This is a genomic window from Caballeronia sp. LP006 (assembly GCF_031450995.1).
Taxonomy (GTDB): domain Bacteria; phylum Pseudomonadota; class Gammaproteobacteria; order Burkholderiales; family Burkholderiaceae; genus Caballeronia.
On record NZ_JARTVW010000002.1, the window covers coordinates 681,024 to 703,937 of the forward strand.

Here is a 22,914-nt window from a genome sequence, read left to right on the forward strand (position 1 = left end):
AGCATCGCCTTGCCTTCACCCAATTCTTCGATACTCGAACGGCTCGCTCGTTCGCCTCTTCCGGTCTTCGTGCTCGTTGCTATCGCTGGCGGCACGGATGCGCTCGTCATGCTTCACAGCAAGGAATGGCTCGCGGTCTATATGACCGGCAATTCCACCAAGCTGAGTCAGTCGCTTGTTCAAGGCGCGTTCGAAAAGACGATTCCGCTCATCTGCGTCATCGCGTGCTTTCTTGCCTTCACGACGCTTGCGGCGTGGCTTGGAACGCGCTTTCCCCGATGGCGCGCCGCCCTGTCCCTCACGCTCACCGCAATCCTTCTTGCTTGCGCCGTGCCGCTCACGGGCGAGCAGTTCTCGCCGCTCACGACGTGCCTCGTCGCGGCAGGCATGGGCGCGATCAATCAGGCGCTCGCCGATCAGCCGGGCGTCACGTTCATTACGGGTACGTTCATCAGCGTCGGCAGGCAACTCGCTAGCCGCAAGTTCGGCGCGGCTGCGCTCGGCATGCTGCGCTGGATATCGTGGATCGTCGGCGCAGCTGCGGGCACGGTGCTGAATATTCTGTTCGGCCCTGGTGCGCTGGCGGCCATTGCGCTTGCCGCACTCGTCTGCGCACTCACTGCGACCGTGTATGGCAGCACCATGCACGCGGAACGGCTCGCGCATTGATTGCTGTTCGATTCGTCCAGCAGTCGTTCAACGATGGAGAAACTACTCATGTCTGGCAACGATACGACTCCCTATTCCGTCACCGGCCCCGGCACCGCCGATGGCCCGAAGCTGCCCGCATCCGGCGAATGGCAAGCGCCCGCGGAGATCGACGTGGGCAGCGTCAAGGACGGCAAGGTCGAGTTCCCGAACTGGAAGGGCGATGCGGACAAGCCATCGCCTCCGCCGCCAGCACCGACATCGCCGGACAAACGTGTTGGCTTTGCAATCGTCGGTCTAGGACGTTTGGCGCTCGAACAGATTTTGCCGGCGTTCGTGAACAGTAAGCACGCGCGGGTTGCGGGGCTGGTGTCGGGCAGTCCAGACAAGGCGCGGGCGGTGGCCGCGCAATACGGCGTGAACGAAGCGGCCGTCCATGACTACGATGACATATCGCGTCTCGCCGACAATCCCGACATTCAAGCGGTATACGTCGTCACGCCTAACGGCTTGCATCTGCCGCACGTCATTGCAGCAGCGAAGGCCGGCAAGCATGTGCTATGCGAAAAGCCGATGGCCAACACCGCCGACGAGGCGCGCCAGATGATCGACGCCTGCGCGAAGGCGAACGTCAAGCTCATGGTGGCTTACCGTTGCCAATTCGAAGTCTTCAACAGTGCAGCGATGAAGCTCGTGCAATCGGGCGAGCTGGGAAGGGCGCGCATCATCGAGGCGACCAATGCGCAGGTGCAAGGTCCCGGCGGTCAATGGCGTTTGAGGTCGGCCCTGGCGGGCGGCGGCGCCTTGCCGGATATCGGCTTGTACTGTTTGAATGGCGTGCGTCATGTGCTCGGCGAGGAACCCGTCGAGGTCTATGCGCAGATCGTGAATCCCGCCGATGACGAACGCTATCGGGAAGTGGAGGAAACCATCGCGTTCACGTTACGCTTTCCCTCGGGCGCGATTGCGCAGTGCGCAAGCAGTTATGGCGCGCATGAATCGAAGGATATGCGTATCCGTATGGAAAGAGGCTGGATCGATATCGAGAACGCGTTTGCGTACAAGGGACAGCGCATGCGCATTGCGCGACGCAAGGACGATTTCGAAGTGGTCGAAGAGCAGCGGCTCGAATTCAAGGATCAGTTCATGCTTGAAATCGACCACTTCGCGCAGTGCGTGCGCGATGATCGCCAGCCCGACACACCGGGTGAAGAAGGTCTGCGCGATCAGGTGTTGATGGAGGCGATTTATCGGTCGGCGCTAGAAGGGCGGCCGATTGCGGTGGCCGAGAGCGCTTGAAGATTCGAAGCGCTCTCGCCGCACATCAAAGCGTAGGCGAGAGCGCCAGGTACGGCGTGATATTGCGCATGGCGCGCGCAACGTAGTCTTCTTTTTCGGCCACAGGGGCCACATAATGCAGCGCGCTTTCGGCCGCTTCCACGCCTTCGAATCGCGCAATAACCCAAGCTGCCAGATACTGCGAAGCAAGACAGCCGCCAGCGGTTGCCACATTGCCGTTCGCGAAAAACGGCTGATTCAACACATCCACGCCGGCTGCCTCGACCCACGGCTTCGTCGTCAGATCGGTACAAGCGGGAACACCCCCAAGCAACCCGAGCTTTGCCAGCACGAGCGTGCCCGAACACTGCGCGCCGAGTAACTGCCGCGCCGGATCGAACCGCATCTGCGCCATGAGCGCTGCATTGGCGACGACTTCGCGCGTCAGCAATCCGCTTCCGACGATGACCGCATCCGCGTCACTCGCCTCGCGCAGGGAAATGTGGCCTTCGATTACCACGCCGTTCATCGACTTCACGCGCGTTTCGGGTGTCGCAATCGACACGCGCCAGTGTGGCTTTTTGATGCGATTGAGAATGCCCAGCGCGATGAACGAATCGAGTTCGTTGAAGCCTTCGAACGTGAGAATGGCGATATGCATGATGGCGCACCGTTGAGCGTTTGAATGATCGAATGAGCCGATGCTAAACCAGGAGTCCATTACAATCAAATAATTGTCATGGATACATCTTCGCATGGCCCAGCCCCGCTACAAGACGCTCGTCGATTCCTTGGCCGCCGATATCCGCGCGGGCCGTTTGCGCGCGGGCACGCGCCTGCCCACGCATCGCCAGCTTGCGGCCACGAAGGGCCTCGCTCTCGTCACGGCGTCGCGCGTCTATGCGGAACTCGAAGCCATGGGCCTCGTGCGCGGCGAGACCGGGCGCGGCACTTTCGTGCGGGAAATCTCGCTGCCGCCGGGCCTGGGTGTCGATCAGCACGTGTTGGGATCGGACATGATCGATCTCAACTTCAATTATCCGTCGCTGCCGGGTCAGGCCGAGTTGCTGCGCAACGCCTTGCGCCAGCTCGCCGCTTCGGGCGATCTCGAAAGTCTGCTTCGTTACCAGCCTCACGGTGGCCGTCCGCATGAACGGGCAATCGTGGCGCGACATTTGAAGGCGCGCGGGCTTGCGGTGAGCGCGAACGAAGTGTCCATCGTCAACGGCGCGCAAGCGGGGCTCGCGGCGACCGTCGTGGGCTTGCTTCGTCCCGGCGATGTCGTCGCGGCCGATGCATTGACGTATCCCGGCTTCAAGGTACTGGCCGAGGCGCACGGGCTCGAACTCGCGCCGATTCCAACGGCCGGCTCCGGGCCTGATCTGGATGCGCTGGACCACTTATGCAAAACGCGCCGCGTGCGGGCGGTCTACGCCATGCCCACTTTGCACAATCCGCTTGGCTGGGTGATGAGCGCGCATCGTCGCAAGCAACTCGTGGCGATTGCAAGAAAGCACGGGCTTTTGATCATCGAGGACGCCGCATACGCCTTCCTCGTCGACGATCCTCCCGCACCGCTGGCCGCGCTCGCACCCGAGTCGACCGTCTATGTCTCCGGGCTTTCGAAGAGCGTCGCGACGGGCTTGCGCGTGGGTTTCGTGGTGGCGTCCGCCGACGCCATGAAAGCGATCGAACGCGCTATTAGAGCGACCACTTGGAACACGCCGGGCGTGATGACGGCAATTGCTTGCGGATGGCTCACCGATGGCACCGTGCGCCGGCTCGAAGCGGAGAAGCGTCGCGACGCGAAGCATCGTCAGGCAATGGCCGCCGACATCCTCGCGGGCATGCGATGCGTCCGTCATCCTGCGTCGTATTTCGTGTGGCTGCCGCTCGCGGAAGAGGTTCGCGCCGATCAGGTTGCAGCGTCACTCATGCGCGAGGGCATTTCGGTGGCAACCGCTGAACCTTATTCGGTTTCGCCGCATGTGCCGCATGCCATTCGGCTGGCGCTGGGTTCCGTCGAGCGCGATGTGCTGCGCGATTCGCTCGAGACAGTGAGGCGGGTGATCGGCGAGTACGCATATTGAAGATGCACCGGCGCGTCAGGGAAACTGCTTGACGTTGAGATCGAACGGCGGGGCATTGCGACTCTTGAGCAGATGCACGAACCTGTCCTGTGTCGCTCGCGCATGCGCGGGCAGATACTTCACGAGCGCCGCGCGGTCCTTGCGCTTCACGATATCGATGATCTTGTCGTGCTCACGCAAGTTCCTGTCGAACTGCAGGTCCTGCTCTTCGGGCGTCGATTCGGCTTCCATCTTGTAGAGATGCACTAAAAGCCGCCGGACATGGCGGTGCGTCGATTGCGCAAACTCATAGAAAAAGCCATTGCCCACGGCCTGATTCATTCGCATGTGGAACTTCTCGTTGAGCGCGGTGATGTTCAGAAACGCGCGCGCCTGAACTTGCGTGACGTATTGCGTCTGAATCGTCGTCAGGTCTTCCGCCAGTCCCGGTTCGAACCGCATCATCTGCGCGAGGATATTCTCGGCTAGCTGATGCGCGACGAGAATCTCGCCGATCTCCTCGAAGTCGAGCCGGCGCACGAAGGTCCCGCCGCGGTTGGGCACGATATTCACGAAGCCTTCCGCGACCAGCCTGTTGATGGCCTCGCGCGCAGGCGTGCGTCCGAGCATGAAGTCGTTCAGCAGCATGGGTTCGTCTATACGGCTGCCCGGCGAAATCGTCAGATCGATGATGCGCGAGCGAATGGCGTTCACGGCCGAATCGGTTTGGCTCATCGAGCTTTCGGCGGCGACGGGTTCGGCTGCATCGAGTATCGATTGCGATGGATCGTCGGATGACACGAGCGCGGCTTGCGCCGACGTCTTGCGCGACACGATTCTGCCGGGGGTCTTCGCGGCGGCGGTTTTCAGCTTTGGCATAGTCTCTCGTTTTCCCGCGCTGGCGCAGGCGCTCAATTTCGTATATGCGAAGTATATAGGATGTCGGCTATGACGCCTTCGCCTTGCTCAATAACGCTCTTGCGCGCGTGAACAACTATTTTTTTGAAAAGTATACGCGACGTATATTCACATGCTAAGGTTGGGTCGTTGCTCATCGACGAGCAATTCGAAGCACCCGGCTTCTTCACTGACGACCCAGGTTCCAAACACATTCTGGCGCTGACCCGGAAGGACCCTGGCACGCCTGCGAACAGGCCGTTCGTGCACGACACACCAATAAAGGAGAACGAGTTGAGCGACGCAATAGAAGGAATCGAAACGCTCGTCGGCCAGAAAGTACGGCGCGACATCAGCCGTCTGGTCGCCTTCGCGAAGGGCAATCTGGCGCGCGCCGCCGCGAGCATTGCGGGACAACGTGAGCCGCATATCGGCATCGTCTGCGGATTTTTCGTGCGTCATGCCGAGCCGCCTTCGCCCGAAACGGACGGGCTCAACGGCATGGCGCAACTGGCAGCGGGTTTTGTCGAAGCGGGAATGCGCGTGACTGTCATTACCGATGCGCCTTGCGCCAAGGCCGCATGGGCCGTGACGCGCGTGTTGCCGGGCAAGGTCGCGCTCGAAGTGGTCGATGTCGACGACACCGCCGTGCGCGATCTGCGCAGGCGCCTCGAAACGGCGGAGCATCCGATTACGCATCTGATCGCCATCGAACGTTGTTCGCTCGGCTCCGACGGGCGCGCGCATCGCGAGCATGGCTGGGATATCTCCGACGACACCGCCGCGCTCGACTACCTCTTCGCCGACGAAGGATGGCAGGCGCCGTGGAAGACCATCGGGATCGGCGACGGCGGCAACGAGATCGGCATGGGCGTGTTGCCGAAAGAGATCGTCGAAACGGACATCCCGAACGGACCGCTCATCGCCGCGCGCACGCCGGCCGACTATCTGATCGTGTCTGGCGTCGCCAACTGGGGCGCGTATGGCTTGCTCGGCGCGGTCGCGGAGTTGAAGCCGGAGCTGGCACAGCCGCTTCTCGCGCATTTCAACGGCGCGTTCGAGAAGGAGGTGCTGGCGGCGGCCGTGGAGATCGGTCAGGCCATCGACGACAGCCGCGTGGATCGTCCCGGCAAGCTGCAGATGACCATCGACCGGTTGCCGCTGGAAGACCACGTTGCGATCATCGACGGCATTCAGGCGCTCGTCGCGCGTTCGTCTTCGCCGGGCGTGGCGCGCTAGGGGCACGGGCCATGAGACAGGATCTTTCGATCGTATTGTTGCATGCCACGCCGGTCGCGATGGAGCCTATCCATCGCGCGTTCGCAGCGGACTGGCCCGAAGCGCGCTTGAGCAATCTGCTTGACGACGGTCTCACGGCCGCGCGCGCAGCGGACGAGCAACTCACGCCGGCGCTGATGCAGCGCTTCGTGAATCTCGTGCGCTATGGCTACGAAGCGGGCGCGGACGCGATTCTCGCGACCTGTTCGGCGTTTGGTCCGGCCATAGAGAAAGCGGATCGCGAGTTGCCGGTGCCGGTCTGCAAGCCGAACGACGCGATGTTTCAGGACGCGCTTGCCTGCGGCAGCCGTCTCGCGATGATCGCGACCTTCGCCCCGGCTGTGCCGACGATGGAAGCCGAGTTCGCCGAGGAAGCCGCGCGCATCAATCCGCAAGCGACGCTCGATACGTTCGTGGCCGCCGAAGCCATGACGAAGCTGCGTGCGGGCGATGCATCGGCACACAACGCGCTCGTGGCCCAGGAAGCCGCGAAGCTGCATGGCTACGACGCGATCCTGCTCGCTCATTTCTCCACTTCGCGTGCGCAGGCGCTCGTGACAGAAGCGGTGCGTGTTCCCGTGTTCGCCGCTCCGCAAAGCGCGGTGCGGCGGCTCAAAAGCCGCCTTGGTCTTTGAGAGAAGGAGCTAAGCGATGATCCACGAGACAAGGCCGCTTACGCTCATGAGCACGCTGGCCGTGAAAGGCGCGCTTACAGAAAGCGTGCTGCCCGCCTTCGAGAGGCACCACGGCTTGGCTGTGAACGCGACGTTCGATCCCACCAACGTGCTGCTCGAACGCATCGTGCGTGGCGAGCGTGCGAGCGTGATGGTCGCGGTGACCTCCGCCATCGACGATCTCATCGCGCAACGTGTTCTGAGCCCGCGCGGGGCGCGTGCAACCGTGCGCACCGGGATAGGCGTGGCGGTCGCGAGCAATGCGTCTGTGCCGCCGCTTCGCACCGTCGACGAGTTGAAGCGCTGTCTGCTAGCGGCCAAGTCCGTTGCGTATTCACGCAGCGGCGCGAGCGGCGTCTACTTCGCGACCTTGCTCGGGCGGCTCGGAATCGCGCAGCAGATCGACACGAACGCGACCGTCATCCCCAAGGGATTCACGGGCGAATGCGTGACGCGCGGCGATGCGGATGTGGCCATTCAACAACTCAGCGAACTTGCGATGGTGTCGGGCGTAAAGATCGCCGGTCCGCTGCCCGAGGAAGTGCAGTCGTACACGTGCTTCTCCATCGCCGCCTTCGCGGGTGCCGACGAAACGCCTGAAACCGAAGCCTTGCTCTTCGCACTCGATTCGCCCGCCGCACGCGATGCCTACGAGAAGTTCGGCCTCGAGTGTCTCGATTAATTCAGCAGCCACAGCCTTCCGCCGGCCATGAACTATCAATTCGATTTCAGCTTCCTGCAGCAGTACTGGGGCGATCTGCTCTACGGCATCTGGCTGACGATACGCATGACCATCGTCGCGACCGTGCCAGGGTTCGCCTTGGGCGTGGCGCTCGCCGTGGGCCGTCTGCATGGCGGCGCCGGTCTTTCGCGTGCCATTCGCGCGTATGTCGAGGTGATCCGCAACACGCCGCTCGTGCTGCAAGTGTTCTGGATTTTCTTTGGGCTCGCGGCGATCAAGCTGCACGTACCCGCGTTCGAGGCAGCCATTGCAGCGCTCGTGGTCAACGTCAGCGCCTACACGGCGGAGATCATGCGCGCGGGGCTGGAAGCGGTGCCGCAAGGCCAGATCGAAGCGGCGTCGTGTCTCGCGATGTCGCGGCGGCAAGTGTTGTGGCATGTCGAGATTCCGCAGGCGGTGGAGAAGATGTATCCCGCACTCGTGAGCCAGTTCATCCTGATGATGCTCGCCACTTCCATCATGTCGCAGATATCGGCGGAGGAACTCACGGGCATTGCCGATCTGATTCAGTCGATCACGTTTCGTGGTTTCGAGGCGTACATGGTGATCGCGCTCGCTTATCTGGCGCTCGCCAGCGCGTTGCGCTGGGCGTTGCTTGCGGCAGGCGCGTTCATGTTTCCGCGTCTGGGTCTTGCGGGTGCGCGCGGAGGACGTTCATGATCTTCAACCTCACGGACGCCCAGCTCGCCTACATGCTCAAGGGCACGCTCGCCACCGTCGAATTGTCGGTCGCGGGAGCGGTGGGTGGCGCGATCATCGGCTTGCCCGTGGCGCTCTTGCTCGTGTCGGGACGCGGCATTGCGTTGAGGCTCGGCCGCGCCTACGTCACCGTGATGCAGGGCATTCCGCTGCCTGTCGCGATGTTCGTCGTGTACTTCGGCATCGGGCTCTTCGGCTTCGACGTGTTGCCGGTCATTGCCGCATCCGTCGCGCTCGCCGTCAACGCCGGCGCCTATCTCGCCGAGATATGGAAAGGCGCGATTCTCGCCGTGCCCGCCACGCAATGGGAAGCGGGAGAGTCGCTCGCGCTCTCGTATCTGCAGCGCATGGTGCACGTGATCCTCCCGCAAGCGCTGCGCATTTCGGTGCCACCGACAGTTGGCTTCGTCGTCGCGCTCATCAAGAACACGTCGTATGCGGTCGTCATCGGCATGAGCGAGCTGACCTACACGTCGCGCATGGTCAACAACACCACGTTCGAGCCGTTCGTCATCTTCACGCTCGCGGCTGGCGTGTATTTCATTCTCTGTTATCCCGTGGCGCGCATGAGTGTCCGGCTGGAACGCATGGGACGCTTCGGTGCGAGACTCGGCAAGGATTCGACGCAATGAACAACATCGTCACTTTCAAGGGCGTGCGCAAGGCTTACGGTTCGACCGAAGTGCTGAAGGGTATCGATCTCGATGTGCGCAAGGGCGAAGTCGTCGCGCTCATCGGCCGCTCGGGGTCCGGCAAGAGCACGGCGCTACGCTGCGTGAACGGCCTCGAACGCATCACTGGCGGAACGCTGGAAGTATGCGGGCACAAGCTCGGCGATACGGAAGTGGACCTGCGCGCATTGCGGCTCGACGTGGGCATCGTGTTCCAGAGCTACAACCTGTTTCCGCATCTGACCGTCAAGCAGAACATCACGCTCGCGCCGCTCAAGGTGCGCCGTCTCGCGCGCGCCGCCGCTGACGAACTCGCGGCACACGTGCTCGATCAGGTGGGACTCGGCGCGCGTGCATCGGCGTATCCGCATGAACTCTCGGGCGGTCAGCAGCAACGCGTGGCGATTGCGCGTTCGCTCGCCATGCAACCTGCCGTGATGCTGTTCGACGAAGTGACATCCGCGCTCGATCCCGAACTCACCGGCGAAGTGCTGCGCGTGATGGAACGGCTTGCGAGCGATGGCATGACCATGCTGATCGTCACGCACGAGATGGCGTTTGCGCGTTCGGTCGCGCAGAAAGTGGTGTTCATGAACGACGGCGTGGTTTGGGAAGCGGGTAGCGGCGCGATGCTCGAAGCGCCCAGAACCGCCGAGCTTCAAGTTTTCGTAGGCAACGGGCTGTAACCCTTTTACTCATCAACCTTTGAACCAGAGGCACGCGAAATGAACCTGAAGCGCGGCTGGACCCGATTCCTTGCAATGACCTTGACCTTATGCGCGCTTAATAGCGCGGCCAGCGCCGACACGCTCGCCGACATCAAGTCGCGCGGCAGCATCAACGTGGGTATCGACTTCACACATCCTCCTTACGGCATGATCGACGCGAACGCCGTGCAGACCGGCACCGACCTCGATATCGCGCGCCTGATTGCGAACGACCTCGGCGTGAAGCTGAATATCGTCCCCGTGAACGGACCCAACCGCATTCCGTTCTTGCTGACGGGCAAGGCGGATATCGTCGTTGCGTCGTTCTCCGTCACCGATGAACGCAAGAAGGTGATCGGCTTCAGCCGCCCGTATGCCACCGAGCCGATCTTCGTCGTCGCGCCGGGCAAGAACACGCTGAAGGATGTCGAGAGTCTTGCCGGCAAGACGGTGGCTACGGCGCGCGGCACCACGGCCGATCTGGATCTCGTTGCGGCGATCAAGGACAAGGGCGTGAAGGACGTGAACATCGTCCGCTATCTGGACGAGGCCACCGAGCGTACGGCGGTGTCGTCGGGTCAGCAGAGCATCTTCGTGGCTGCGCTTGCCGATGCGCTTGCCGTCAAAGAGACGAGCCCCGCATCCAACTTCGAGTATCAGTTCCAAGTGGCCGAAGACCCGCTCGCCATCGGCCTCAAGCGAAACGATGCCGCCATGCAAGGCTGGCTCGATACGTGGGTTGCGAGCAATCTTCAGAACGGCAAGCTCAACGCGGTCTGGAAGAAGTATTTCGGAATCGACATTTCGCGCAGCGTTTATTGAACGGGCGGTGACATGAATTCATCGAATGCTTCCACCCTGCTCACGCCGGTACGGCTATTCGGCAATCTTGCGTTCGTAAGCGGACAGCTTCCGCGCGAGGCGGGCGAACTGAAGTATCGCGGCAAGGTAGGCGAAGAGATTGCGATGCCCGACGCCGAAGCCGCGGCCGCGCTTTGCGCGCATGCGTGTCTCGCGGCGCTGGAGCGCGCGCTCGGCTCGCGCGAGAAAATCGCGGCCGTGCTCAAGTTGACCGGCTTCGTTGCCTGCTCGCCGGACTTCACGGCGCAGGGCAAGGTGATCGACGCGGCCTCGCGCGTACTCATCGACGCACTGGGCAGCGAAGTAGGCGGACACGCACGCAGCGCGATCGGCGTGCAGCAGCTTCCGCACGGCGCGCCGGTGGAAGTCGAGCTGATCGTCGGACTGAAGTGATGCAGACATCGAACGGTACTTCGCTCAGGTTCTGCGCAAACCTCAAGTGGCTCTTCACGGAGCTGCCCTTTCTCGAACGCTTCGAGGCGGCCGCAAAGCAGGGCTTTAGCGCGGTCGAGTACGCGTCGCCTTATGAGTTCGAGCCTGCGATTCTCAAGGCGACGCTCGATGCCACGGGGCTTCGGCAAGTGCTGATCAACACGCCCGCCGCGCCGCCTGGAAGTATCGGCGGTAACGGGTTCGGATGCATTCCCGGCGAACGGGCGCGGTATCGCGATGGCGTGTTGCGTGCGCTGCATTACGCGTCGGCGCTGAAGTGCGGGCTCATTCACGTGATGGCTGGACTTGCGCCAGGCGGCGTGCCCGTTGAACAGGTGCGCGATACGTTGCGTGAAAATCTCGCGTGGGCTGCGGATGCGGCGCGCGATAGCGGCGTCACGCTGCTGCTCGAATGCCTCAATCAGATCGACGTACCGGGCTATGCTCTGCGCAGCCTCGAAGAGGCGCATGCGTTGATGAAGGAGATCGCGCAACCTAAGTTGCGCCTGCTTTTCGATGCCTATCATTGCCGCATGAGCGGTCTCGATGTGGTCGAGCAATTCGCCTTGTATGCGCCCGACGTCGCGCACATTCAATTCGCCGACGCACCCGGCCGCCACGAACCCGGCACCGGCGACATGCCGTGGAACGAGTTGATCGCGAGTATCCGGGCGCAGGGTTACGAAGGCTGGATTGGCTGCGAGTATCGGCCTCGTGAATCGACGGTCGCGGGGCTCGGGTGGCTCGATGCCTTCAAAGAAGCACCCTAGCGCTTGAATATCGCTTCCAGGTCCACTTCCTCCTCGACCACATCCAGATTGAGCGCGCTTTGAATGTGATCGAGGTGATGCAGCATCAACTCCGCCGCCTTGTCGCCGTCGCCCTTGGCGATGGCATCGACGATAGCGGTGTGTTCATCGGCGCGGCAACTCGACGTTATCGGCGCGTTATAGAGCAGGATGACGAGGCACGTCAGTGTCGATAGTTCGCGCACGCTGCGCGTGAACGACGAGTTACCCGCGAGCGTCGCCACGAGATTGTGAAATTCGCCCGAGAGCCGGATGACCGCGCGCTTGTCCGAACGCTCGCGCGCGTCCATTTCGAGCCGCAAGTGCTCGCGCATTTGCGCGAGCTTGTCAGGCGTGATGCTGCGCGTGAGCCGCGCAATGACCGCGGGTTCGATCACCCTGCGCGCTTCGAAAACATCGCGCGCCTGGTCCACCGAAGGCTTCGCGACGAACCAGCCTTTCTTCGGATACACCTCGACGATCTGTTCATATGCAAGCCGGCTCAACGCGTCGCGCACACGTGCCCGGTTCACGCCGAAGATACTGGCCAGACGTTCTTCGGCGAGCTTCGTGCCGGGCACGAGCCGATGCTCCAGTAGTGCGACGTAGATCTGTTCGTAAATCTCTTCGCTGGTGTTGTCGCCGTCGCCTGTCTTGCGGGGCTTGAGTTTCTGCGTTTCGCCGACGGTTTTTAGCATGTGCCGCGTCTGATGGATTGGCGCATGTCGAAAGAGACATGCCGATGGTCAGGCTCGCTTCGCCCGACCGCTTACCGCACGAACGGATGTTCCTTGATCCAGTGGTTCGCAATGTCGATACGCCGCGTGACCCACACGTCCTCGTGCTTCATCACATGATCGAGGAAACGCTGAAGACCCGCCGCGCGCGCCGGATGACCGATGAGCCGCATATGCAGCCCGACCGACATCATCTTCGGTTGTGTCGCGCCTTCGCTATACAACATGTCGAAGCTGTCGCGCATGAATTCGAACCACTGATTGGCCGTGCCTACCGACCCGGCGAACTGACCGTCGTTCGTGGTCAGCGAGTAGGGTATCACCAAATGCGGCTGGCCCTGAACCACCTTCCAGAAGGGCAATTCATCGCCGTAGTAGTCGGAATCGTAGAGAAAGCCGCCTTCCTCGACGAGCAGCCTTCGCGTGTTTACCGAAGGCGAATAGCGGCAATACCAGCCGTACGGACGCTCGCCCGTCGTGCGCTCAAGCGACTCGATCGCGCGGCGAATATGCTCGCGTTCCTCTTCCTCGCTCAGGTCGTAATGCTTGATCCAGCGCCAGCCGTGACTGCACACGTCGAAGCCTGAATGGCGTATGGCTTCCGCTGCCTGCGGATTGCGTTCGAGCGCCAGCGCGCAGCCATACACGGTGAGCGGCAGGCCGCGCTCCCGAAAAAGCCGCATGAGGCGCCAGAACCCCACGCGGCTGCCGTATTCGAAGAGACCTTCGGCTGCAAGATCGCGGCCGCGCACGCCGGAGTTCAAGCCGTGCGATTCGGTGAACCAGGTCTCGGTGGCGGCTTCGCCATCGCCGATGGAAGGCTCCGAGCCTTCCTCGTAATTCATCACGAAGTTGATGGCGATACGCGCGTTGCCCGGCCATCGCGCGTGGGGTGGATGCGCGCCATAACCGACGAAATCGCGATCGAGATCCATGCTGCACTCCTGTGTCGTGTCGTGGTGTTTCGAAAGGATGAACGGGCTCAGAGCATCACGTCGCCGCCATTGGGCGAGAGCGTCTGACCGATGAAATACGCGCCGCCCGTTTCCGATGCGAGCAAGAGCGCGGTAGGCGCGATCTCGCCGGTTTCACCGAAGCGGCCGGCGGGAAGCTGCGCGAACTTCATCGCGCGCCATTCGTTTGTGAAGCTCGCGAGCATCGCGGTTTCGACGGGGCCCGGCGCAATGGCGTTGACGGTCACGCCGTGCGGCGCGCCTTCGTAGGACAGCGCGCGCGTGAAGCCGACCACGCCCGCCTTCGACGCGCAATAGTGGCTCATGTCGTACGTGCCCTTGTACGCGAGTTGCGAGGCGATGTTGATGACGCGGCCGTACTTCTGCGCGATCATGTCCGCGAAAAACTGCTTGGTGACGAGGAACGTGCCGCGCAGATTCACGGCCATCATGCGGTCCCATTCGTCGATGGACAGATCGACGAACGGCGTCTCGCCGCTGATTCCCGCCGCATTCACGAGAATATCGACGGGGCCGAGATGCTGGCGGCTCCATGCGTTCAGGCGCGCGACGGCATTGGCATCGGTGACGTCGCATTCGGTCACGGCGGCTTCTGCACCGCTGGCGGCGAGTTCGTCGGCGAGTGCTTGCGCGCCGGCTGCATCGCCGATATGCGAAATGCCGACCTTCGCGCCCTGAGCCGCGAACAGTTGCACGATGGCGCGGCCGATACCCGTGTTGCCGCCGGTCACGAACGCCGTGCGGCCCTTCAGCGAGAACGATTCCATGCTGATGCTCCTCCTTGATTCGATCATGCGGTTTCGGCCGATGTTTCGGCGAGCCATTGCGCGTAAGCTCGAATGCCCGCTTCGAGGTCGAGGCGCGGCCTGTAACCCAAGTCCGTGGCCGCCGCCGAAATGTCGAAGCGTTCCTGATTCTCGTCGAGCGGATCGGGACCGGGCGCGAGTTCGATATCCGCGCCGGGCATCACGCGGCGTACGATATCCGCCACTTCGCCGAGCGTCGCGCGCACGCCACCGGTGATGTTGTAGGTGCGGCGCGGCAGCGACGGCGCGTCGAGCGCGGCGACGAGCGCGGCGGCGGCATCGTCGACATGAATGTACTGGCGATGAAAGTCGAGGCCGAACGGCACGCGCGTCGGCTGCTTCGCCATGGCGTCGGTAAGCATGCGGCGGATCATGCAGTCGGTCGTGCGATGCGGGCCGTACACCCACGACAGCCGCAGACTCACGCCATCCACGCCGTATTGCCGCGCGTAGGCGCAGACGAGTTGCTCGCCGCAGACCTTGCTCGCGCCGTAAAGACTGGCGGGCGCGAGCACGACATCTTCAGGGACGGGACCAGGCGGCGTATCGCCATAAGCGCTCGTCGACGAGCAATACACGAAGCGGCGCGCGCCATGTATGCGCGCTATTTCCAGCATGTTGGCCGTGCCGCCGATGTTCACGTCGAACATGGCGGCGGGGTTATCGCGCGCGACCATCGGCCCGGAAAACGCACCGCAATGAATGACGCCCGACACGCCGCCGCGCGCCAGCGCATGCAGTCCATGCACGTGGCGAAGATCGCATTCGGCGACGGTGACATCGTCTATGCGCAACCTGCCGCTGCGATCCATCGCGACGACTTCATCGCCACGCGCGTTTAAAAGCCGGACCACCGCGCGGCCCACGAGCCCCGCCGCGCCCGTTACGATGATTCTCTGCGGCACGCTCATTGTCTTTCTCCCGCGACATCGAGATGGTGAACCGTCTTTGCGACTTCCTCTATCGGCAACTCGGCCTTCAGGAGCTTGCGCGTGTACTCTTCGACCGGCCGCTCGAATACGGTTTCAGCCTCGCCAGTTTCGATGATCCTGCCGTTGCGCATGACCGCGACATAGTGCGCGAGCGAGCGCACGGAGTTCAGATCGTGCGTGATGAACAAGGCGGACAAGCCCATCTCTGCCTGCAGGTTACGCACGAGGTCGATGATCTGCGCACGCACGCGAATATCGAGCGCGGTCGTGCATTCATCGAAGACGACGAAGTCGGGATTGGCCGCGAGCGCCCGCGCGATGCCCACGCGTTTCTGTTCGCCCGCCGTCAACTCATGCGGATACGCAGTCGCGCGCCGTCGCGACAGATTCACGAGATCGAGCAGATGCAGCACGCGCGCCTCGCGGTCGGCGCGCGTGAGCTTCTCGCCGAGCGCGAACGGCTCTGCAATCAGATCGCGGACCTGCCAGCGCGGATTGAGCGATACATAAGGCTCCTGGAAGACCATCTGCATGCGCCGTCGCACGGCCCGGAATGCGCGTTCCGACAGATCGAGCGTGTTCACACCATCGAAGCGAATCACGCCGGAGTCCGCATCGAGCAGACGCAACAAGCATTGGCCGGTCGTCGTCTTGCCCGAGCCGCTCTCGCCGACGAGCGCGAGGGTCTCGCCCTTCGCGATGGCGAAGGACACATCGTCGATCGCGCGCACGACGGCATGATTGCGGTCCGAGACGAAGGTCTTCACCAGGTGTTCGACTTCGAGCAAAGGACGGCGCGCGGCGGCCTTGTCGGCGTCCGTGCGCAGATCGGGCTCGCGCGGCGCGGGGCGCGCTTTCGCGGCATCGAGCAACTCGCGGCTGTACGGTTCTTGCGGGCTGCGCAGAAAAGGTCCGACCGAAGCGAGCTCGATCAGCCGGCCGTCTTTCATGATCGCCACGCGGTCGCAATAGTTGGCGACGACGCCGAGATCGTGCGTGACCATCACGACGCCGAGGCCCAGATCGCGGCCCTTCTGCGCGAGCAGATCGAGCACCTGCAACTGGATTGTCGCGTCGAGACCGAGCGTGGCGTCGTCGGCGAGCAAGACCTTGGGCTGGGCGATCAACGCCATCGCAATGACCACGCGCTGCGCCATGCCGCCCGATAGTTCGTGCGGATAAGCATGCGCGCGCGCTTCCGGATTCACGATCCGCACTTGCTTAAAGAGTTCGATCGCCTCGCGCCATGCCGACTGCCGTCCAATGCGTTTATGCACGCGCAACACGCGCACGATCTGCGCGCCGACTGTCTCCACCGGATCGAGCAGCATCTTTGCATTGGTGCCGATCAGCGCGACCTCGCCGCCGCGAAAGCGCCGCTTCTCGCGCGCGGGCATGTCGAGCACGGATTGCCCCGCGAGCATCACCCGCCCGCCGTCGATGTGTCCGCCCTCCGGCAACAGGTCGATGATCGAGCGCGCCAGCACCGACTTGCCCGCGCCGGTTTCGCCGACGATGCCGAGAATCTCGCCCTGGCGCAGCGTGAAGCTCACTTCATCGAGAACGCGGCGGGCGGGAGTATCGCCGAACGAGACGGTGAGCCGTTCGACTTCCAGCAGCACGGGTCGCGAAGACGCGTTCATTGCTCACCTCGCGAGACGGGTTCCGCAATACGTTTGACGGCATCGCCGAGAATGGCGAAGGTCAGCACGGACACGATGATGGCAAGGCCCGGAAAGAGCGCCGCCCACCACACGCCGAGAATCATTTGCTGCGCGCCGTTGGCGACCATCAAGCCCCATTCGGGCGTCGGCATGCGCACGCCCGCGCCGACGAACGAAAGACCCGCGGTCAGAAGAATCGCCATGCCGATGCTGATCGAAACCTGCACGATGGCTGGCGTGATCGCGTTCGGCAGAATGTGGCGGAACATGATGCCCGCGTCCGTCGCGCCGCTGCAACGCGCCGCGCTGATGAACGGGCGGTCGCGCAACGAGAGCACTTCGGCGCGGATCAGGCGCGCGAACATCGGAATGAAAAGCACGGCGAGCACGATCGCCACGTTCCAGATTTCCTGGCCCATGACCGACACCAGCGCCATGCCGATAACGAACACCGGAAACGACTGAATGAAGTCGAACACGCGCATCACGAGTGTGCTCAACATATTCCGGTAGTAGCCGATGAAAAGACCAATCGGCACGCCGATCACGAAGGCAATCGCCACGGCCGTCACGCTGATCAGCAGGTTGATGCGCGTTGCGTAGATCACGCGCGAGAGAATGTCCATGCCCGATACGTCGGTGCCGAACCAGTAGTGCCACGAAGGCGCCTTCAGAATATTGGACGGGTCCGCTTCTATTGGCGAATGCGGCGCGATGAGCGGCGCGAATACGATCAGCACGATCTGCAACACGAGCAGCGCAAGCCCGAAGATCAGCGCTTTGTCGAGACGCTGGCGAAAAGCGGAGAGCGCGTTCATCGGTTTCATATTTCGATCCTCGGATCGGCGAGTCCGTAGAGCACGTCCACCGCCGTGTAGACAAGCAGAATGAAGGCCGCCGCGACGAGCACGAAACCCTGCAACGCGGGATAGTCGCTGTTCATGACGGCCTGCACCGCGTATTGCCCGAGGCCGCCCCACGCGAAGATGGTCTCCACGAGCACGGCCGCGCCAAGCAGGAAGCCGAACAGAAAACCGATCATGGTAATGATGGGCGGCAGGCTGTTGCGCAGCGCGCTTCGCACGAGCATGCGCTCGGAAAGCCCGGACGCGCGCGCATGGCGGATGAACTCGCTGCGATAGATGCCCTCGAAAGTCGAACGCGTGAGCTTCATCAGGCCGCCCATGTTGACGATGGTGAGCGTGAGCACCGGCAGCCACAGATGCGCGACCGCCGAGCGCCACGCTTCCCAGTCGCCGGCAATCACGCTGTCGATGGTGTAGAAGCCGGTGACGGTGGGCGGCGGCGTGACGAATGAATCGACGCGTCCGAACGGCGCGGGCGCAATGCCCGCCATATGAAAGAGCGCGTAGATGAGGAGGAGCCCGACCCAGAAGTCCGGTATCGCGCCGGCGGCAAGTCCGTAGACGCGGCTCGCGCGATCCACCAGTCCGCCCGCTCGCACCGCCGAGGTCACGGCGATCCCAACGCCGAGCACGACGGTGAGGATCATCGAATAGGTGATGAGTTCGAGCGTGGCGGGCACGCGTTGCAGCAGATCCACGGTGACGGGGTTCGAGGTGAACATCGAGGTGCCGAGGTCGCCGTGCATCAGCGCGACGAGATAGCCGCCGAATTGCGACCATACCGTGCCGTTGAGATGCAGTTTCTCGCGCAATGATGCAATGGCGTCGGGCGTCGCCATGTTGCCGAGCATGAGCAACGCGGGGTCGCCCGGCAGGAGGCGGATCAGCAGGAAGGTCGCGAACATCACGCCGAACATCTGCGGGATGAGAATGCCGATCCGCGCGACGACGATGCGAAGCGGTCGCGGCGCCGAACGCCACGCGGTGAAGAGGGACATCGCGAACTCCTTCAGGAGGATCGCGCCGCGAAGACGCCGCTGGCTTGCGCGGCGGCGTCACGGCGTAAGGACCTCAGTTCTTGGAAAAGTCGTACCAGGTATTGCCGTTGGTCGTGTTCCAGCTATAGCCCTTGATGTTGGCGCGCGTGGCAAGCTGATAACCCGGATTGATGAGGAACACCCACGGTGCTTCGCCCATCACGAGTTGCTGCACGCGCTCCATCGAAGTCTTGCGCTTGGCTTCGTCGGTCATCGAAAGACTGTCGTTGATGAGCTTGTCGACTTCCGCATTCTTGTAATGCGAATAGTTGATGAGCGACGCGCTGTTGAGCCAGAGATTCGTCACGTACGCGGCATCCGGCACGATAGCCATGTCGCGGAAGAAGTACATGGGAATGGTGCCCTTCGAATAGCGCTCGACGAGCGTCGATGCAGGCAGCTTCTGCAATTCCACGTCCACGCCGATCTTCGAGAAAGCCGTCTTCAGGATGATCGCCAGTTCTTCCTCGGTCTGGTCGCCGGTGGGATAGCCCAACTGCGTTTTGAAGCCCTTCTCGTAGCCCGCTTCCTTCAGCAAAGCACGCGCTTTGTCGAGGTCCTCGGTGTAGTGGTAGTACTGATCCGTGTACGCGGGATAGATCTCCGATACCGGGCTTTTGGTGGGCCGCGCCGTGCCGTAGAACACGGACTTGAGGATCTGCTCGCGCGGCACCGCGTAGTTCAGCGCCTGACGCACCTTGTCGTTGTTGAAGGGCGCAACGGCGTTGTTCATTTCCACGCGCTGAATGTAGTTGCCGTAGACCTTCCACACTTTCACGCCGGGCATTTTTTCGAGCGTGGCCTGTTCGCGCGGCGCGAGCCATTCGGCCACATCGACGGCGCCCGCCTGCAACGCCGCGAGACGGTTGGCCGACGTCGGCATCTCGCGGAACACGATACGCGTGAGCTTCGGCGCGCCACGATAGTAGTTCTTGTTGCTCTCGTAGACCACTTCCTGTCCGGGCGAATACTTCGTGACCTGATACGGCGCGAACGATGCCGAATGGCTCGCGAGCCAGCGCGATCCCCACGGGTCGTCCGGCGTGATGTGCTTCTTGATCTCGACCGAATCGATGATGCCGAGATCGTTGTTCACCCACAGCCGTTCGATCAGCGGCGACGAACCCGGCAGCGTGACCTTCACCGTGTGGTCGTCTATTTTCTTGAAGGCCGTGTCGAAGTCGGTGATCTTCAGCACCTGCGTCATGTACCAGCGGAACGTCGCCTTCAGATTCCAGCCGCGCTGGAAGGTCCACATGACGTCGTCGGCGGTGAGCGTGTTGCCCGCATAGCTCTTGACGCCGGGGCGCAGATGGAAGGTGATCGAAGTCTTGTCGGGCGAAGTCTCCCAGCTTTCAGCGAGCGCACCCTTGAGCTTGCTGAAGTCCTCGACGGTCACGCCGTTTTCACCCGGCTTCATCTCATAGGTGAGCAAGCGTTCGAACACGTTGCGGCGCGCCTCGTGACTGGCTTCGGTCGGCGGATATTCCTGATCCAGCGACTCCGGCGTGCGCGGCCCGGCCACGACCAGAACCGAATTGTTGTTCTGCGCGAAGGCGGGCATGGCAAGCGCGCCGATGCCGAGCGCGGCGGCCGCCGCGATAAGCCGCGCAAGCTGGATGGAACCCGCTCGCGTAAATGCGGACACGGGCTTGGCGTCGTAGGTTTGCCACATGACACGCTCCTTGCGTGAAGATGAGACCGGTGGGATCGGATGGAACCGTTGATGCGAACTCGAAGCAGACGCGTCGCACTTCATCGCGCCGCGCGGCCGGCAGGTTTGGCCGGAACGATGGTGGGCAGGCCGCGCGGCAAGAAGCGTCCGCGTCCCGGCGTGCCGAAGTAGCGCCTTCCGTCCCACACGACTTCGCCGCCCGCGATGGTGTAGGCCGGCCAGCAATCGAGCGAGCGGCCTTCGTATGGCGTGTAATCGACGGCGTGATGCAGCATGGCGTTGGTCAGGCGCACGGGGTCGTCGGGATGCTCGTCCCAGATCACGAGATCGGCATCCGAACCGATCGCGATGGTGCCTTTGCGCGGATGCAGCCCGTAGGTCTTCGCGGGGTTGGTCGCGGTGAGTTCGACGAAGCGGTTGATCGAGATGCGCCCGGTCATCACGCCTTCGGAATAGAGCAGCGGCAGTCTCGTTTCAATGCCCGGAATGCCATTCGGGATATACGGAAACGCGACTTCCTCGCCGCCGGGCTTCTTGCCCGTGGGACTTTCGAAGGAGAAGGGTGCGTGGTCGGACGAGAACACGGTGAACGTGCCGTCCGCGAGCGCGCTCCAGATCGCTTCCTGACTATCGCTGTCGCGCGGCGGCGGACTGCACACACAGCGCGCGCCTTCGTAGCCGTCGTCCATGCCGAGGTCCTCGGCCGTGAGAAACAGATATTGCGGGCAGGTCTCGGACAGCACCTTGAGGCCGCGGCTTCGCGCCCATTGAATCTGCTCGACCGCGTCGCGCGCGGAGACATGCACGAGCAGCATTGGCACGTTGACGAGTTCGGCCAAGCTGATGGCGCGATGCGTGGCTTCGCGCTCCACGAGCATGGGACGCGAGGCGGCGTGATAGCGCGGCGCGGTGAGACCCGCGTCGAGCAGGCTTTCGGTGAGCCACGCAATGCACTCGCTGTTTTCCGCGTGGATCATCGCCATGGCGCCGTGTGCGCGGGCCAGCGCGAGCAGCCGCAGAATCTGGCCGTCGTCGAGCTTCATGTCGTCGTAGGTCATGTAGATCTTGAACGACGTGTAGCCCTCCGCGATGAGCTGCGGCAACTCATTCGCCATGACGTCCGGCGTCGGGTCCGAGACGATCAGGTGAAAGCCGTAGTCGATGCTCGCCCGTCCTTCCGCGCGCCGGTGATAGTCGTCTACGGCCGCGCGCAGCGTTTGCCCTTTTTGCTGCGCCGCGAACGGGATGATCGTCGTGGTGCCGCCGCAGGCCGCCGAGCGCGTGCCGGACTCGAAGTCGTCGGTCATGCGGGCGGGCGGCGCGATGGGCTGATCCAGATGGCAATGCGCGTCGATGCCGCCGGGCGTGGTGATGCGGCCTTGCGCGTCCACTTCACGCTTGCCCGCGCCGAGCGACAAACCCATCTGCACGATGCGGCCGTCCTTCACACCTATGTCGGAGAGGAACGTATCGCTTGCGGTGGCAACTTGGGCGTTGCGAATCACGAGGTCGAATTCTGCGTCCATGCATGCTCCGGTGTAGCGGGCGTTGTTGACATGTTCAAGTAAACTACACCGAAAAATATCGTGTCAAAAATACTTTCGTTGTTAACAACGTTGTTGACTAGCTTTCCAGCCGATCAGCGGCAGCGCGCGCCGGGACGTTCAACGGTCCGGGCGCGCGTAATTTTGTGAAGAAGGAAGGGTTTGAAGCGAAGGGCGTTGAGCCTTACAGGGTCAAAGCGGACTGAATGCCGCGAGTTCCCCGACGTAGCGCTTGGCCAGCGGCCGTGCGAATTCCCCGCGCTTGGCGGTATTGAGCTTCAACGTGACGAGCGCCTCGCACCACTTGAGCGCGGCCGTCACACCGTCGATGACGGGCACGCCCAGCGTGTCCTGCAACTCCGCGCACAGATCGGCCATGCCCGCGCAGCCCAGCACGATCGCCTCGCTGCCGTCTTCGTCGAGTGCGCGCCGGCATTCTTCGAGGATCGTGGCGCGCGCGGCCGAACCGGGCGTTTCGAGTTCGAGCACGGCGAGTTCGGTCGCGCGCACGTTGCGGCAAAAGCGCTCCATGCCGTAGCGCTGCGCGAGATGCCAGGCAAGTCCGCGCGTGCGTCCGAGCGTCGTCACCACGGAAAAGCCCGGCGCAAGCACGCTTGCGGCATGCATCGCCGCTTCCGCGATGCCTATTACCGGTCCGCGCGCAAGTTCGCGTGCGGCGTAGAGGCCGGGGTCGCCGAAGCAGGCGATCACATACGCGTCGCAGCCTTCTTGCTCGCCGCGCGCCACTTCCATGAGGAGGCCGGGCGTGGCGAGCGCATCGTCGTAATGGCCTTCGATCGAAGGCGGGCCCATTGTCGGACCGACTGCCACGACTTCCGTGCCGGGCGAAGCGACCGCGCGCGCGCAGCGGGCCATCGCGTCGGTCATGCCTTGCGTCGTGTTGGGATTGATGAGCTTGATGCGCATGACTTCCT

24 protein-coding genes are annotated in these 22,914 nt (G+C 62.8%); 12 read left to right on the forward strand and 12 right to left on the reverse strand.

From position 1 onward, the window contains the following. The first annotated feature begins 9 nt into the window (after nt 1-9). Nucleotides 10-669: a YoaK family protein gene (locus P9250_RS03795; protein ID WP_310391169.1), complete on the forward strand. Its 660-nt coding sequence runs from the start codon at nt 10-12 to the stop codon at nt 667-669. 48 nt (nt 670-717) lie between these two features. Continuing rightward, nucleotides 718-1,947 carry a Gfo/Idh/MocA family protein gene (locus P9250_RS03800; protein ID WP_250467851.1) on the forward strand — a complete coding sequence of 410 codons (1,230 nt, stop codon included), beginning with the start codon at nt 718-720 and terminating at the stop codon, nt 1,945-1,947. A 25-nt stretch (nt 1,948-1,972) separates the two neighbouring features. Here the strand turns inward: P9250_RS03800 and P9250_RS03805 are convergent, their stop codons facing one another. Continuing rightward, a complete protein-coding gene (locus P9250_RS03805) occupies nt 1,973-2,587 on the reverse strand; it encodes a DJ-1/PfpI family protein (protein ID WP_244831154.1) in 615 nt (204 codons plus the stop codon). Nucleotides 2,588-2,681: 94 nt separating this feature from the next. Between P9250_RS03805 and P9250_RS03810 the strand changes: the two genes are divergently transcribed. Continuing rightward, a complete protein-coding gene (locus P9250_RS03810) occupies nt 2,682-4,016 on the forward strand; it encodes a PLP-dependent aminotransferase family protein (RefSeq protein ID WP_310391172.1) in 1,335 nt (444 codons plus the stop codon). Between the two features lie 15 nt (nt 4,017-4,031). Here the strand turns inward: P9250_RS03810 and P9250_RS03815 are convergent, their stop codons facing one another. After that, nucleotides 4,032-4,874: a GntR family transcriptional regulator gene (locus P9250_RS03815; RefSeq protein ID WP_310391174.1), complete on the reverse strand. Its 843-nt coding sequence runs from the start codon at nt 4,872-4,874 to the stop codon at nt 4,032-4,034. 312 nt (nt 4,875-5,186) lie between these two features. Between P9250_RS03815 and P9250_RS03820 the strand changes: the two genes are divergently transcribed. The 9 genes from P9250_RS03820 (at nt 5,187) to P9250_RS03860 (ending at nt 11,726) form a co-directional block, all read left to right on the forward strand. Next, on the forward strand, nt 5,187-6,131 hold the full coding sequence (locus tag P9250_RS03820; protein ID WP_244831157.1) for a glutamate cyclase domain-containing protein: 945 nt from the start codon (nt 5,187-5,189) through the stop codon (nt 6,129-6,131). 11 nt (nt 6,132-6,142) lie between these two features. Further along, on the forward strand, nt 6,143-6,805 hold the full coding sequence (locus P9250_RS03825; RefSeq protein ID WP_244831158.1) for an aspartate/glutamate racemase family protein: 663 nt from the start codon (nt 6,143-6,145) through the stop codon (nt 6,803-6,805). A 16-nt stretch (nt 6,806-6,821) separates the two neighbouring features. Further along, nucleotides 6,822-7,526, forward strand: a complete 705-nt coding sequence (locus P9250_RS03830; RefSeq protein WP_310391178.1) for a substrate-binding domain-containing protein — start codon at nt 6,822-6,824, stop codon at nt 7,524-7,526. Between the two features lie 27 nt (nt 7,527-7,553). Then, nucleotides 7,554-8,246, forward strand: coding sequence for an amino acid ABC transporter permease (locus tag P9250_RS03835; RefSeq protein WP_244831160.1), 693 nt, complete (start codon nt 7,554-7,556; stop codon nt 8,244-8,246). Continuing rightward, the gene (locus P9250_RS03840) at nt 8,243-8,917 is read left to right on the forward strand and encodes an amino acid ABC transporter permease (protein WP_244831161.1); all 675 of its coding nucleotides are present in this window, start codon (nt 8,243-8,245) and stop codon (nt 8,915-8,917) included. The genes P9250_RS03835 and P9250_RS03840 overlap by 4 nt, the downstream gene beginning before the upstream one ends. After that, entirely contained in the window at nt 8,914-9,642 is a 729-nt protein-coding gene (locus P9250_RS03845; protein WP_310391181.1) for an amino acid ABC transporter ATP-binding protein, read from the forward strand. The genes P9250_RS03840 and P9250_RS03845 overlap by 4 nt, the downstream gene beginning before the upstream one ends. A 75-nt stretch (nt 9,643-9,717) precedes the next feature. Continuing rightward, on the forward strand, nt 9,718-10,485 hold the full coding sequence (locus P9250_RS03850) for a transporter substrate-binding domain-containing protein (RefSeq protein WP_244831163.1): 768 nt from the start codon (nt 9,718-9,720) through the stop codon (nt 10,483-10,485). A gap of 12 nt (nt 10,486-10,497) precedes the next feature. Next, a complete protein-coding gene (locus tag P9250_RS03855) occupies nt 10,498-10,917 on the forward strand; it encodes a RidA family protein (RefSeq protein ID WP_244831164.1) in 420 nt (139 codons plus the stop codon). Then, a complete protein-coding gene (locus P9250_RS03860) occupies nt 10,917-11,726 on the forward strand; it encodes a TIM barrel protein (RefSeq protein ID WP_310391183.1) in 810 nt (269 codons plus the stop codon). The genes P9250_RS03855 and P9250_RS03860 overlap by 1 nt, the downstream gene beginning before the upstream one ends. Here the strand turns inward: P9250_RS03860 and P9250_RS03865 are convergent. The 10 genes from P9250_RS03865 to P9250_RS03910 form a co-directional block, all read right to left on the reverse strand. Next, nucleotides 11,723-12,442, reverse strand: coding sequence for a GntR family transcriptional regulator (locus tag P9250_RS03865; RefSeq protein ID WP_244831166.1), 720 nt, complete (start codon nt 12,440-12,442; stop codon nt 11,723-11,725). The genes P9250_RS03860 and P9250_RS03865 overlap by 4 nt on opposite strands. Nucleotides 12,443-12,513: 71 nt before the next feature. Continuing rightward, a complete protein-coding gene (locus tag P9250_RS03870; protein WP_310391186.1) occupies nt 12,514-13,416 on the reverse strand; it encodes a polysaccharide deacetylase family protein in 903 nt (300 codons plus the stop codon). Nucleotides 13,417-13,463: 47 nt separating this feature from the next. Further along, the gene (locus tag P9250_RS03875; protein ID WP_310391189.1) at nt 13,464-14,222 is read right to left on the reverse strand and encodes a 3-oxoacyl-ACP reductase family protein; all 759 of its coding nucleotides are present in this window, start codon (nt 14,220-14,222) and stop codon (nt 13,464-13,466) included. Nucleotides 14,223-14,245: 23 nt separating this feature from the next. Next, nucleotides 14,246-15,172 carry an NAD(P)-dependent oxidoreductase gene (locus tag P9250_RS03880; RefSeq protein WP_310391191.1) on the reverse strand — a complete coding sequence of 309 codons (927 nt, stop codon included), beginning with the start codon at nt 15,170-15,172 and terminating at the stop codon, nt 14,246-14,248. Continuing rightward, a complete protein-coding gene (locus P9250_RS03885; protein ID WP_310391193.1) occupies nt 15,169-16,836 on the reverse strand; it encodes an ABC transporter ATP-binding protein in 1,668 nt (555 codons plus the stop codon). The genes P9250_RS03880 and P9250_RS03885 overlap by 4 nt, the downstream gene beginning before the upstream one ends. Then, on the reverse strand, nt 16,833-17,684 hold the full coding sequence (locus tag P9250_RS03890; RefSeq protein ID WP_250511705.1) for an ABC transporter permease: 852 nt from the start codon (nt 17,682-17,684) through the stop codon (nt 16,833-16,835). The genes P9250_RS03885 and P9250_RS03890 overlap by 4 nt, the downstream gene beginning before the upstream one ends. Then, nucleotides 17,681-18,721: an ABC transporter permease gene (locus P9250_RS03895; protein ID WP_310391195.1), complete on the reverse strand. Its 1,041-nt coding sequence runs from the start codon at nt 18,719-18,721 to the stop codon at nt 17,681-17,683. Before P9250_RS03895 ends, P9250_RS03890 begins: the two co-directional genes overlap by 4 nt. Nucleotides 18,722-18,794: 73 nt before the next feature. Continuing rightward, on the reverse strand, nt 18,795-20,435 hold the full coding sequence (locus P9250_RS03900) for an ABC transporter substrate-binding protein (RefSeq protein ID WP_310391197.1): 1,641 nt from the start codon (nt 20,433-20,435) through the stop codon (nt 18,795-18,797). 80 nt (nt 20,436-20,515) lie between these two features. After that, nucleotides 20,516-21,961, reverse strand: a complete 1,446-nt coding sequence (gene hydA, locus P9250_RS03905; protein WP_244831174.1) for a dihydropyrimidinase — start codon at nt 21,959-21,961, stop codon at nt 20,516-20,518. 210 nt (nt 21,962-22,171) lie between these two features. Beyond that, nucleotides 22,172-22,906 (reverse strand): aspartate/glutamate racemase family protein, encoded by a 735-nt coding sequence (locus P9250_RS03910; RefSeq protein ID WP_310391199.1) that lies wholly within the window; start codon nt 22,904-22,906, stop codon nt 22,172-22,174. Nucleotides 22,907-22,914 lie beyond the last annotated feature (8 nt).